At 57.4% G+C, this 13,429-nt stretch carries 9 protein-coding genes; 5 read left to right on the top strand and 4 right to left on the bottom strand.

The features are described 5' to 3' along the window. Window positions 1-200: 200 nt before the first annotated feature. From arcB to lptF, 3 genes are all read right to left on the bottom strand, one after another. Entirely contained in the window at window positions 201-2,534 is a 2,334-nt protein-coding gene (gene arcB / locus FHN83_RS09055; RefSeq protein WP_139563706.1) for an aerobic respiration two-component sensor histidine kinase ArcB, read from the bottom strand. 134 nt (window positions 2,535-2,668) lie between these two features. Further along, window positions 2,669-3,751 (bottom strand): LPS export ABC transporter permease LptG, encoded by a 1,083-nt coding sequence (gene lptG, locus FHN83_RS09060; protein WP_039031621.1) that lies wholly within the window; start codon window positions 3,749-3,751, stop codon window positions 2,669-2,671. Continuing rightward, on the bottom strand, window positions 3,751-4,851 hold the full coding sequence (gene lptF / locus FHN83_RS09065; RefSeq protein WP_039031620.1) for an LPS export ABC transporter permease LptF: 1,101 nt from the start codon (window positions 4,849-4,851) through the stop codon (window positions 3,751-3,753). The genes lptG and lptF overlap by 1 nt, the downstream gene beginning before the upstream one ends. 266 nt (window positions 4,852-5,117) lie before the next feature. Between lptF and pepA the strand changes: the two genes are divergently transcribed. The 5 genes from pepA (at window position 5,118) to ahr (ending at window position 11,667) form a co-directional block, all read left to right on the top strand. Next, window positions 5,118-6,629 carry a leucyl aminopeptidase gene (gene pepA / locus FHN83_RS09070; RefSeq protein WP_039031619.1) on the top strand — a complete coding sequence of 504 codons (1,512 nt, stop codon included), beginning with the start codon at window positions 5,118-5,120 and terminating at the stop codon, window positions 6,627-6,629. Window positions 6,630-6,750: 121 nt separating this feature from the next. Then, the gene (gene holC, locus FHN83_RS09075) at window positions 6,751-7,194 is read left to right on the top strand and encodes a DNA polymerase III subunit chi (RefSeq protein WP_039031618.1); all 444 of its coding nucleotides are present in this window, start codon (window positions 6,751-6,753) and stop codon (window positions 7,192-7,194) included. Further along, window positions 7,194-10,049 (top strand): valine--tRNA ligase, encoded by a 2,856-nt coding sequence (locus FHN83_RS09080; RefSeq protein WP_139563707.1) that lies wholly within the window; start codon window positions 7,194-7,196, stop codon window positions 10,047-10,049. The genes holC and FHN83_RS09080 overlap by 1 nt, the downstream gene beginning before the upstream one ends. An 11-nt stretch (window positions 10,050-10,060) precedes the next feature. After that, window positions 10,061-10,564 (top strand): GNAT family N-acetyltransferase, encoded by a 504-nt coding sequence (locus tag FHN83_RS09085; RefSeq protein WP_039031834.1) that lies wholly within the window; start codon window positions 10,061-10,063, stop codon window positions 10,562-10,564. Window positions 10,565-10,647: 83 nt separating this feature from the next. Beyond that, entirely contained in the window at window positions 10,648-11,667 is a 1,020-nt protein-coding gene (ahr, locus tag FHN83_RS09090; protein ID WP_039031616.1) for an NADPH-dependent aldehyde reductase Ahr, read from the top strand. 91 nt (window positions 11,668-11,758) lie between these two features. Here ahr and FHN83_RS09095 read toward each other — a convergent pair whose 3' ends face one another. Then, a complete protein-coding gene (locus FHN83_RS09095) occupies window positions 11,759-13,396 on the bottom strand; it encodes a dihydroxyacetone kinase subunit DhaK (RefSeq protein WP_139563708.1) in 1,638 nt (545 codons plus the stop codon). Between the last annotated feature and the right edge of the window lie 33 nt (window positions 13,397-13,429).

Genomic DNA, 13,429 nt, shown 5'->3' on the forward strand with positions numbered 1-13,429 from the left:
ATTAAAAATTCTGATTAAAACGGTGTGCTTCACACATTTAACTGATTCATGTAACAAAGTATTTAAGATTTGCTATCTTAACTGCGTGCGGCCTAAATTTTCCGGCTACGCCATCTACGACAAAAACATCTTTATATTCAGGCGCAGCCAAGATTTCCCTGGTGTTGGCGCAGTATTCGCGCACCCCGGTTTAGCCGGGGTCATTTTTTTCTGCTCTCCACCCAGGCTTTCAGCACGGCCACATCGTTCTGCCACTCCTGCTTCATCTCTTCAACCCATTCACCTACGTTGTCTTCCCACGCCGGTAAATCCGGGGACTGAATCTGTTGGCCGAGCTGTTGCAGATGACGCAAACCCACCGACCCGGCCGCGCCTTTGATCTTATGGCCTTCTTCCACGATGCCTTTCTGATCCCGCGCCGTCAGGTTGGACTCCAGCACGTTCAAATAACCCGGCATCATCTTCTCGAAAATCGCCAGGCCGTCGGTGATCAACTTCGGACCAACCAGATCGATGTACTGCTCAAGCATGTCGATATCCAGCAAAGACTTCGCTTTCTCTGTATCTACCGTCGTCATGGTGCTCTCCTCTTCGTCACAGGTGTCCCAGAACTTCTTAATCATGGCGGTTAAGGCAGGTACCGCCAGCGGTTTGCTCAGCACATCGTCCATACCCGCGTCCAGGTACTCTTTTTTGTCCTTCAGCACGTTGGCGGTCAGCGCCACCAGCGGCGGCAGTTCGTCGCTGGCGTAACGGCTCGTCAGCTCACGCGAGATGTCCAGCCCGGTCATGTCCGGCAGCTGAATATCCAGCAGCACCAGGTCGTACTCGCCCGGCGTGAACATCTCCAGCGCGGCTTTACCGGTCATGGCAACATCGACGCTGCTGCCGAGTTTCTCCAGCACCGAGCGCGCCACAATCACGTTCAGCTCGATATCTTCTACCAGCAGCACGTGCAGGGCGGGCAGCGGCATATCGTCGTGAGCAAAGGTATCTTCAACCTCTTCCGCCACGGCCGGGGCACGCACGCTCAGCTTAAACACGGAGCCGTGCCCTGGGTTGCTGGAGACCGTAATGTCGCCCCCCATGCTCTTCGCCAAGCGGCGCGATACCGCCAGGCCAATGCCGGTGCCGGTGGCAGGTTTGCCCCCCTTGCTGTCTTTGACCTGATAATACATGGCGAAGATTTTATCCTGCTCCTCCTGCGGAATACCGATCCCGGAATCTTCCACTTCGAAATGCAGCATCTCGCCCTCGCCGTAGCGCACGCGAACCGCCACCTGACCGTTCTGAGTAAATTTGACCGCGTTGCTGATCAGGTTCCACAGGATCTGACGCAGGCGCGTGCCGTCGGTGACCACCTTGTGCGGCAACGGCAGGGTCGGTTCCATCACAAAGCGTAGCCCTTTCTGCTGCGCCTGCAGGCCAGAGAGGTTTTCCAGATCGGCAAGGAAGCTGGTGAAGTCCACCGGCTGGTTATCCAGCTGGACTTTACGTCGCTCCATCTTATCCATATCAATAATATCGTTGAAGATATTGCCGAGCGTCACCGCCGAAACATGGATGGTTTTAAGATATTTCTCCTGCTCGCCGGTCAGTTCGGTGTCGAGCAGAATGCGGCTTAACCCGACGATACCGTTAAGCGGAGTACGCAGCTCATGGCTGATGGTGGAGATAAAGGTGGTTTTATCCCGGCTGGCGCGCTCCAGCGCATCCTGATAGCGCTTCCGCTCGGTAATATCACGCCCGAAGCCCATCAGCCCGTGGCGTTTCCCGACGCGGTCGTAGTACGGCACTTTACGGATTTCGAAGCAGGCTTTACGCCCGTCCGGGTAGTCGAGCCACTGCTCATAGGTCAGGGAGACGTTATGGCGGAACACCTTCTCATCGGTTTCGATAACTTTGGCGGCCGCTTCGGGGGAGTAGACGTCCTGCGGGCGCAGGCTGACGAGCTGTTTTTCACTTTTGCCGGTCAGGAGTTCCATCGCCCGGTTACAGCCGGAGAACTCTTTGTCTTCGTTGCGATAGAAGACCAGATCCGGTGAGGCATCCAGGAAAGAGCGCAGGAAAGAAGATTGCTGCTCGAGCTGGATTTGCGTCTGTTCGCGCTCTTTCATCTCGATTTTCAGCTGTTCCAGCGTGGTCTGGCGCTCGGCCTCCGCCTTCACGCGGTCTGAGATCTCCTGGTTCAGCTGGGCAATGTTGTCTTTAAGCTGGACGTTGAGCTTCAGGTCGCGCTCGCGCATCTCCTCCAGCTTTTCTACTACCCGGGTCAGCCGCTGGCGGGACTCTTCCAGCTGTTCAACCACCACCGAGAGAAAATAGACCGCCCACGGGGTAATCAGCAGGCCAAAGAAAATGGAACGAATCAGGTCGATGCTTTCCACCTGGCCGTGCAGCACCATGGTAATGGCCATCTGCACCACAATCGCCAGCACCACCAGCGCCAGCGCCAGCAGCAGGGAGAAGCGCACCAGGCCAAGCTTCATCATCAGATCGACATAGTATTGCGCCAGTAACCGAATTTGCTTCATAGGGGATCTCTTCACGACGTCATCGCACAATAATACTCAAATTCCAGGCAAGACGTTGAAGGTTGTGCAAAAAAGTGAGGGGTAAAACAGAGGATGCGCCTCACTTCCCGGGCGGGGAAGCGAGGCGAGAAGGGTCAGGAGCGCTTCAGTAACAGCCAGAGGCTGATCAGGAAGAAAGAGGCGCTCGGCAGCAGCGCGCCGATCACCGGCGGTATGCCGTACACCAGGGTCAGTGGACCGAAAATCTGATCGAGGACGTAGAAGACAAAGCCGAAGCTGATGCCCGTCACGACCCGCACGCCCATAGGAACGCTACGCAGCGGACCGAAGATAAACGACAGCGCCATCAGCATCATCACCGCCACCGAGAGCGGCTGGAAGACCTTGCTCCACATGTTGAGCTGATAACGACCGGCATCCTGGCCGCTCGACTTCAGGTACTTCACGTAGTTGTGCAGACCGCTGATGGAGAGCGCATCCGGGTCCAGCGCCACCACACCGAGCTTGTCCGGCGTCAGGTTGGTTTTCCAGGTGCCGGAGACGGTTTGCGACCCGGTGATCTGTTTTGGATCCTGCAGGTTTGACTCATCCACCTGCGACAGACGCCAGACCTTTTTATCGGCATCAAAGGCGGCCGTCGCGGCGTAACGCACCGCCTGCAGACGACGCTGGTCGTTAAAGCTGTAGATGCTCACGCCGCCAAGAGTGCTGTCGCCGGTGACGCGCTCGATATAGACAAAGTTATTCCCGTCTTTCGCCCACAGCCCCTGCTGGGTAGAGAGCAGCGAGCCGCCGTACATCTGCTGCGCGCGGTAGTTACGCGCCATCTGTTCGCCCTGTGGCGCAACCCACTCGCCCATCGCCATGGTCAACAGCACCAACGGGATCGCGGTTTTCATGACGGACAGCGCTACCTGCATGCGGGTAAAGCCGGAGGCCTGCATCACCACCAGCTCACTGCGCTGGGCCAGCATCCCCAGCCCCAGTAGCGCCCCTAACAGCGCCGCCATCGGGAAGAAGATCTGCACGTCTTTTGGAATGCTGAGCAGGGTATACATCCCCGCGCCCATGGCATCGTAGCTCCCCTGCCCGGCCTTTTTCAGCTGGTCGACAAACTTAATGATGCCGGAGAGCGACACCAGCATGAACAACGTCATCATGATGGTGGTAAAGATGGTTTTACCGATATAGCGGTCAAGAACGCCAAACGCCTGCATTACACCGCTCCTTTACGCGTAAACCGGGCCCGTACACGGCGCATCGGCACGGTGTCCCACATGTTGAGGGCGACGGCCAACAGCAGATAGAGTCCGTTAATCACCCAGGTCCAGATAACCGGGTCAATTTTTCCTTTACCACCGTTCGATTTGATCGAGGTCTGCAGCAGGAAGAACACCAGATAAAGCAGCATCGCAGGCAACATGGAGAGCACGCGGCCCTGACGTGGATTCACCACGCTGAGCGGCACCACCATCAACGCCATCATAAATACGGTGAATACCAGCGTGATGCGCCAGTGCAGCTCCGCACGGGCGCGATTGGTATCGGTATTGATCAGCGTGCGCATGCTCATCTGTTCAGTATCGGTAGGATCCAGCGCAACCGCCTGATGGCCAATAATCGCCTGATAGTTCTGGAAATCGGTGATGCGGAAATCACGCAGCATCGCCGTTCCTTCGAAGCGGGTACCTTTGTTCAGGGTCACAATCTGCGAACCGTCTTTACCCTGGGCGAGCTGACCGGAGTCGGCCACCACCACGGAGGGACGGGCGTTGCCCTTGGTGCGGATCTGCGCGAGGAACACTTCGTTGAAACGGCTGCCATCCACGCTTTCGATAAACAGCACGGAGTTACCGTCAGTCGCCTGCTGGAACTGGCCCTGGGCCAGTGCGGCCATGCCGGGGTTGGCTTTCGCTTCGGCCAGCACTTCGTCCTGATGACGAGAAGAGACAGGACCGGCCCACATGACGTTCACGGCGGCCACGATGCCGGTAAACAGCGCCAGGATCATGGCGGCTTTAACCAGCACCGCTTTGCTCAGACCGCAGGCATGCATGACCGTGATTTCGCTTTCGGTATAGAGTTTACCGAGCGTCATCAGCAGTCCGAGGAAAAGGCTAAGTGGCAGGATAAGCTGCGCCATTTCAGGCACGCCCAACCCAAGCAGAGAAAGCACCAGATTTGTGGGAATTTCGCCATCGACAGCCGCGCCGAGGATCCTCACCAGTTTCTGACAGAAAAAGATCAGAAGCAGGATGAAGAGTATCGCCAGCTGGCTTTTGAGCGTCTCCCGCACCAGATATCTTATGATTATCACATTAAATACGCCCGTAAAAACCCGTCTCTTTGCAGGAAAATCGCTTGTTTCATGGCTTAAACGTCATTTATTCTCTTGAGTCGTCGAAATCATCGCTAAGATTAGAACACCCGACGGATTCGCGCTTCAGGAGTTATTATGACGTGCCGAAACCGTAATAACGTAAGATTAACACGAAGTCACCGCAACAGCGGGTACGAGTTACGAAAGGTTTCAATTCTATCCGTAGCTGCCGCTGTTGTCTTTAAGATTCAGGAGCGTAGTTCATGGAGTTCAGTGTAAAAAGCGGTAGCCCGGAGAAACAGCGGAGTGCCTGCATCGTCGTCGGCGTGTTTGAACCCCGCAGACTCTCTCCGATCGCCGAACAACTCGATAAAATCAGTGACGGCTACATCAGCGCCCTGCTGCGCCGCGGCGAGCTGGAAGGCAAGCCGGGACAGACATTGCTGCTGCATCACGTGCCTAACGTCCTGTCCGAGCGCATCCTGCTGATTGGCTGTGGCAAGGAGCGCGAGCTGGACGAGCGCCAGTACAAACAGGTTATTCAGAAAACGATTAATACGCTGAATGATACTGGCTCAATGGAGGCCGTGTGCTTTCTGACCGAACTGCACGTCAAAGGCCGCAACACCTACTGGAAAGTACGTCAGGCGGTAGAGACAGCCAAAGAGACCCTGTACAGCTTCGATCAGCTGAAAACCACCAAAAGCGAACCGCGTCGCCCGCTGCGTAAGATGGTCTTTAACGTCCCTACCCGCCGTGAGCTGACCAGCGGTGAACGCGCCATTCAACATGGTCTGGCGATCGCTGCCGGTATCAAGGCCGCGAAAGACCTGGGCAACATGCCGCCAAACATCTGTAACGCAGGCTACCTTGCGTCACAGGCGCGTCAGCTGGCTGACTCCTACAGCAAAAACGTCGTCACCCGCGTGATTGGCGAACAGCAGATGAAAGAGCTGGGAATGCACTCCTACCTGGCCGTCGGCAACGGTTCACAAAATGAATCTCTGATGTCGGTCATTGAGTACAAAGGCAACCCGGCTGAAGACGTGCGTCCGATTGTGCTGGTGGGTAAAGGCCTGACCTTCGACTCCGGCGGTATCTCCATCAAGCCTGCCGAAGGCATGGATGAGATGAAGTACGACATGTGCGGCGCGGCGGCGGTTTACGGCGTGATGCGCATGGTGGCCGAGCTGCAGCTGCCGATCAACGTGATCGGCGTGCTGGCGGGCTGTGAAAACATGCCGGGTGGACGTGCCTATCGTCCGGGCGATGTCCTCACCACCATGTCAGGCCAGACCGTTGAAGTGCTGAACACCGATGCCGAAGGCCGCCTGGTGCTGTGCGACGTGCTGACCTACGTTGAGCGCTTCGATCCAGAAGCGGTTATCGACGTGGCAACCCTGACCGGCGCCTGCGTGATTGCCCTGGGCCATCACATCACCGGCCTGATGTCGAACCACAACCCGCTGGCGCACGAGCTGATCGGTGCGTCCGAACAGGCGGGTGACCGCGCATGGCGTTTGCCAATGGCCGATGAGTACCAGGAGCAGCTGGAGTCTAACTTTGCGGATATGGCCAACATCGGTGGGCGTCCAGGCGGTGCCATTACCGCGGCCTGCTTCCTGGCGCGCTTTACCCGCAAGTACAACTGGGCTCACCTGGACATCGCGGGCACCGCATGGCGCTCTGGTAAAGCCAAAGGCGCAACCGGCCGTCCTGTTGCCCTGCTGTCACAGTTCCTGCTGAATCGTGCGGGTTTTAACGGCGAAGAGTAATTGCCGTCTGATGCCCGGTGGCGCTACGCTTACCGGGCCTACGGAAAGATGCCGTTTGTAGGCCGGGTAAGCGCAGCGCCACCCGGTTTTGCATTTAAATCCACAACAAGAAACCCCATATATGAAAAACGCAACGTTCTATCTTCTGGACAATGACACTCAACAGGATGGCTTAAGCGCCGTTGAACAGCTGGTGTGTGAAATTGCCGCAGAACGTTGGCGCGCGGGTCTTCGCGTGCTGATTGCCTGCGAAGATGAGCAGCAGGCCATCCGTCTGGATGAAGCGCTGTGGGCCCGACCGGCGGAAAGTTTTGTTCCGCATAATCTGGCGGGAGAAGGGCCGCGCGGCGGTGCTCCGGTGGAGATCGCCTGGCCGCAAAAGCGTAACAGCAGCCCACGCGATATTCTGATTAGCCTACGTACCGGCTTTGCAGATTTTGCCACCGCTTTCACAGAAGTGGTAGACTTTGTCCCTTACGAAGACTCCTTAAAACAACTGGCGCGCGAACGCTATAAAGCGTATCGCCTGGCTGGTTTTAACCTGAATACGGCAACCTGGAAATAATGGAAAAGACATACAACCCACGCGATATCGAACAGCCGCTTTACGAGCACTGGGAACAGCAGGGCTATTTCAAGCCTAACGGCGATGAAAGCAAAGAGTCCTTCTGCATCATGATCCCGCCGCCGAACGTCACCGGCAGTTTGCATATGGGGCATGCCTTCCAGCAGACCATCATGGACACCATGATCCGTTACCAGCGCATGCAGGGCAAAAACACCCTGTGGCAAGCCGGTACTGACCACGCGGGTATCGCTACCCAGATGGTGGTTGAGCGTAAGATTGCCGCTGAAGAAGGTAAAACCCGTCACGACTACGGCCGCGACGCCTTTATCGACAAAATCTGGCAGTGGAAAGCAGAATCTGGCGGCACCATTACCCGTCAGATGCGCCGTCTCGGCAACTCCGTGGACTGGGAGCGCGAGCGCTTCACCATGGACGAAGGTCTTTCCAACGCCGTTAAAGAAGTCTTCGTCCGTCTGTATAAAGAAGACCTGATTTACCGTGGCAAGCGCCTGGTAAACTGGGACCCGAAACTGCGCACCGCTATTTCTGACCTGGAAGTGGAAAACCGCGAGTCTAAAGGCTCCATGTGGCATATCCGCTATCCGCTGGCCGACGGCGAGAAAACCGCAGACGGTAAAGATTACCTGGTTGTCGCCACCACCCGTCCGGAAACTCTGCTGGGCGATACCGGCGTGGCCGTTAACCCGGAAGATCCGCGTTACAAAGATCTGATTGGCAAATTTGTGGTTCTGCCGCTGGTGAACCGCCGTATTCCGATTGTGGGCGACGAACACGCCGACATGGAAAAAGGCACCGGCTGCGTGAAGATCACCCCGGCACACGACTTCAACGACTACGAAGTAGGTCGTCGCCACGCCCTGCCAATGATCAACATCCTGACCTTTGACGGCGATATCCGTGAAAGCGCAGAGGTCTACGACACCAAAGGCGAAGAGTCTGACGTTTACTCAAGCGATATCCCGGCAGAGTTCCAGAAGCTGGAGCGTTTTGCCGCGCGTAAAGCGGTCGTTGCCGCTGTCGACGCCCTGGGCCTGCTCGAAGAGATCAAACCGCACGATCTGACCGTCCCTTATGGCGACCGTGGCGGCGTGGTGATCGAGCCGATGCTGACCGACCAGTGGTACGTTCGTGCCGACGTGCTGGCGAAACCTGCGGTGGAAGCCGTCGAAAACGGCGACATCCAGTTCGTACCAAAACAGTACGAAAACATGTACTTCTCCTGGATGCGCGATATTCAGGACTGGTGTATCTCCCGTCAGCTGTGGTGGGGTCACCGTATCCCGGCATGGTATGACAACGAAGGCAACGTCTACGTTGGCCGTACGGAAGACGAAGTGCGTCAGGAAAACAACCTGAGCGCCGACGTTGCCCTGCGTCAGGACGAAGACGTGCTGGACACCTGGTTCTCCTCCGCGCTGTGGACCTTCTCCACCCTCGGCTGGCCGGAAAACACCGACGCGCTGCGTCAGTTCCACCCAACCAGCGTGATGGTGTCCGGCTTCGACATTATCTTCTTCTGGATCGCCCGCATGATCATGATGACCATGCACTTCATCAAAGATGAAAACGGCAAGCCGCAGGTTCCGTTCCATACCGTCTACATGACCGGTCTGATCCGTGACGACGAAGGCCAGAAGATGTCCAAGTCCAAGGGTAACGTTATTGACCCGCTGGACATGGTTGACGGTATCTCCCTGGAAGAGCTGCTGGAGAAACGTACCGGCAACATGATGCAGCCGCAGCTGGCTGAGAAGATCCGCAAGCGCACCGAGAAGCAGTTCCCGGACGGCATCGAGCCGCACGGCACCGACGCCCTGCGTTTCACCCTGGCGGCGCTGGCTTCAACCGGTCGCGACATCAATTGGGACATGAAACGTCTGGAAGGTTACCGCAACTTCTGTAACAAGCTGTGGAACGCCAGCCGCTTCGTACTGATGAACACCGAAGATCAGAATTGCGGCTTTAACGGCGGCGAAATGACCCTGTCCCTGGCAGACCGCTGGATCCTGGCTGAATTCAACCAGACCACCAAAGCGTTCCGCGAGGCGCTGGATAACTACCGCTTCGATATCGCGGCAGGCATCCTGTACGAATTCACCTGGAACCAGTTCTGCGACTGGTACCTGGAGCTGACCAAACCGGTCATGAACGGCGGTACTGAAGCGGAACTGCGCGGCACGCGTAATACGCTGATCACCGTTCTGGAAGGTCTGCTGCGCCTGGCGCACCCGATCATCCCGTTCATCACCGAAACCATCTGGCAGCGCGTGAAGGTCATCGCTGGCATCAACGCTGACACCATCATGCTGCAGCCGTTCCCGGCATTCGACACCGCGCAGATTGACGAAGCTGCTGCATCCGATACCGAGTGGCTGAAGCAGGCGATCGTCGCCGTGCGTAACATCCGTGCCGAAATGAACATCGCGCCGGGCAAACCGCTGGAACTGCTGCTGCGCGGTTGCAGCGAAGCGGCACAGCGTCGCGTGAACGAGAACAGCACCTTCCTGCAGACTATGGCGCGTCTGGAGAGCATCACCGTGCTGCCTGCTGATGATAAAGGTCCGGTCTCCGTGACCAAAATCATCGACGGCGCCGAGCTGCTGATCCCGATGGCTGGTCTGATCGACAAAGATGCTGAGCTGGCACGTCTGGCGAAAGAAGTGGCTAAAGTTGACGATGAGATTGGCCGCATCGAAAACAAACTGTCCAACGAAGGCTTTGTTGCCCGTGCGCCGGAAGCGGTGATCGCCAAAGAGCGTGAAAAGCTGACCGGTTACGCGGAAGCGAAAGCGAAGCTGATTGAGCAGCAGGCCGTTATTAGTGCGTTGTAATGAGTGAAGCAATGCGTGTAAATGCTCCTGTAACGGCGCACCTGCGCCGTATCACCGCCACGGATAACCCGGCCATTGCCGGCGTTATCCGCCGGGTATCAGCCGAATACGGCCTCACGGCCGATAAAGGTTATACCGTTGCGGATCCCAATCTCGACGAACTGTACGCTCTGTACAGCCAGCCGGGGCATGCCTATTGGGTTGTAGAGCAGAACGGGCAGGTTGTGGGTGGCGGTGGCGTTGCACCGCTCGCCTGCAGCGAGCCGGACATCTGCGAACTGCAAAAAATGTATTTCCTTCCCGTCGTCCGCGGACAAGGCTTAGCGAAGAAACTGGCGCTACAGGCGCTGGATCACGCCCGTGCTCAGGGCTTTAAGCGCTGCTACCTTGAAACCACCGCCTTCCTGACCGAAGCCATCAGGCTGTATGAGCATCTCGGCTTTGAGCACATCGACCAGCCGCTGGGCTGTACCGGCCACGTCGATTGCGAAGTGCGGATGCTGAAAACGCTGTAATTCCCCTTCCCGCCCCCTTCTGTTAAGCGGCTGTAAACTGAATGCTCTACACTCTCAGTTCAACACCACGAGGGGGAATACTGATGTCAAAGATAAAAAGCTACGCCGCACCGCAGGCGGGTGCAGAGCTTGAGCTGTACGAATACGATGCGGGCGAGCTGCTAGCAGAAGACGTCGAAGTGCAGGTGGATTACTGCGGGATTTGCCATTCCGACCTGTCAATGATCGATAACGAATGGGGCTTCTCACAATATCCGTTGATTGCCGGTCACGAAGTTATCGGCCGCGTGGTTGCCCTGGGCGATGCCGCGCAGGATAAAGGCCTGAAGATAGGTCAGCGCGTGGGCATCGGCTGGACCGCCCGTAGCTGCGGTCACTGCGACGCCTGTATCAGCGGCAACCAGATCAACTGTCTGGAAGGTTCAACGCCAACCATTCTGAATAAAGGCGGTTTCGCCGATAAACTGCGCGCCGACTGGCAGTGGGTCATTCCTCTCCCTGAGCAGATGGATATTGAATCCGCCGGTCCGCTGCTGTGCGGCGGGATCACCGTCTTTAAACCGCTGCTGATGCACCATATCACCGCCACCAGCCGTGTAGGCGTGATTGGTATCGGTGGTCTGGGCCATATTGCCATCAAGCTGCTGCATGCGATGGGCTGTGAAGTCACCGCGTTTAGTTCAAACCCTGCCAAAGAGAAAGAAGTGCTGGCGATGGGGGCGGATAAAGTGGTGAACAGCCGCGATCCTGAAGCACTGAACGCGCTGGCGGGGCAATTCGATCTGATCATCAACACGGTAAACGTCGATCTCGACTGGCAGCCCTACTTTGAAGCGCTGGCTTACGGCGGCAACTTCCATACCGTGGGTGCCGTGATGAAGCCGCTGCCTGTTCCTGCCTTTACGCTGATTGGCGGCGATCGCAGCATCTCCGGTTCCGCCACGGGTACACCGTACGAGCTGCGCAAACTGATGAAGTTTGCCGGACGCACCGGTGTCGCCCCGACCATCGAGACGTACCCGATGTCGAAAATCAACGAAGCCATTCAACACGTTCGTGACGGCAAGGCCCGTTACCGCGTGGTATTGAAAGCAGATTTTTAAGCCGTTATTGCCCGGTGGCGGTTGCGCCTTACCGGGCCTACGCGTGCTTTGTAGGCCCGGTAAGGCGCAACCGCCACCGGGCGTTTCTCCACTACCGCACTAACGCGCCAAACACCTCTGCAACCGCCACCGCGCCCGGATCGGTCACCCCAGCCAGATTCTCTTTATTGACGTACGATGAACGCCCTGCTCCGGCTTTTTGCATACTGGCTGTCGCTTGTGCACCCTTTTTCGCGGCCTCTGACGCGGCCTGGATACCCCCTCTTTGCAACGCTTCCAGCGCCGGCTGGAGGGCATCGATCAGGGTACGATCCCCCAGATCGGCCCCGCCATAGTGTTTCATTTGCGCAAGCCCGGTCAGCAAGGCATCCGGCAACGGCTTGCCGCTACGCAGCGCCTGCCCGGCAGCGGTAAAGAAGATCGACATTAATACGCCGCTCGACCCGCCCATTACCGTCGCCAGCCGTTCGCCCACTACCAGCAACAGCTGCGGCAGATCGTTCAGCGGCAGGCGATCCTCCTCCAGCCATTGCGCAATATCCCTCGCCCCTTGCGCAAAGGTCGAGCCGGTATCGCCATCCCCGACTTTCGCATCCAGGGCGTTAAGGCGGTTTTCAAGGGCGATTAACCGCTCCGTCACCGCAGCGACGTGCTGCGCAACCCGCGCATTTGCCGACGGGGTAAATTCCACGCTGTCATGCAGCGGGGTATGCTTCAGCGTACGCAGCGGCTCAAAGGCCACGGGCTTTTGCCAGCCCAGCGTCTCTACCGGCGCGTTGAGCGCCTGCTCAAACGTCTTGTTCAGCTTCAGCAGGGATAACGAAAAACCTTTCATATCCAGCGAGCTCACCAGCGGCGCCGGGCCAATCAGATACGCAATCCGATCCTTCAGGGCGGAATGCGCCAGCTCTTTGGTCAGCAGCGCCATCTCCAGGGCCGACACGCCGCCAAGGTTATTGATGAGCACCGCCAGCCGTCCCTCGCCCGCCTGCGCCAGCAGCGGTTGCACCAGGGTATCAATAATCTCCCTGCTGTTTTGCGTATCCACCACCGAGGCTCCGGGCTCGCCGTGGATCCCCAACCCCAGCTCAACATGGCCTTTTTTGATGCGCCCCTCTTCATCGTCGCTGCCCGGCAGGTTGCAGGTCTGCATCGCCACACCCAGGCTCCAGAGGTTGTCGCAGGCCTCGCGTGCCATATCGCGCACCTCGTTTAACGACTTACCCTGTTCGGCGGCATATCCGGCGACCTTATGTACCAGCGCGGTTCCGGCGATGCCGCGCGGCTGCTTGTTATCCGGCAGGGCGATATCATCGGCCACGATCACCATCTCCACTTTGAGCCCGTAGCGCTTGGCTTTTTCTGCCGCGAGGCCAAAGTTGAGACGATCCCCGGTGTAGTTTTTGACAATCAGCAGACAGCCACGATCCCCCGTCACCGCCACAATGGCGCTGAGCACCGCCTCAACGCTCGGTGAGGCGAACAGATCGCCGCAGACGGCTGCGGTCAGCATCCCTTTACCAACAAAACCCGCATGGGCCGGTTCATGGCCGGAGCCACCGCCGGAAATGACCGCGACGCGACTTTTATCCCAGTCGGCACGCACCACCACGCGGATAGCCGGATCGATATCCAGCCTGGCGAGATTGCCGTGTGGAGCGGAGATCAGCATACCTTCAATGGCATCATTGACCAGCTGTTTGCGGTCGTTAAAGAAGAATCTGGACATAGCTTTCCAATATGTTGTTTACCGTATGCAAAA

It is taken from the genome of Leclercia adecarboxylata (assembly GCF_006171285.1).
Taxonomy (GTDB): Bacteria; Pseudomonadota; Gammaproteobacteria; order Enterobacterales; family Enterobacteriaceae; genus Enterobacter; species Enterobacter barmai.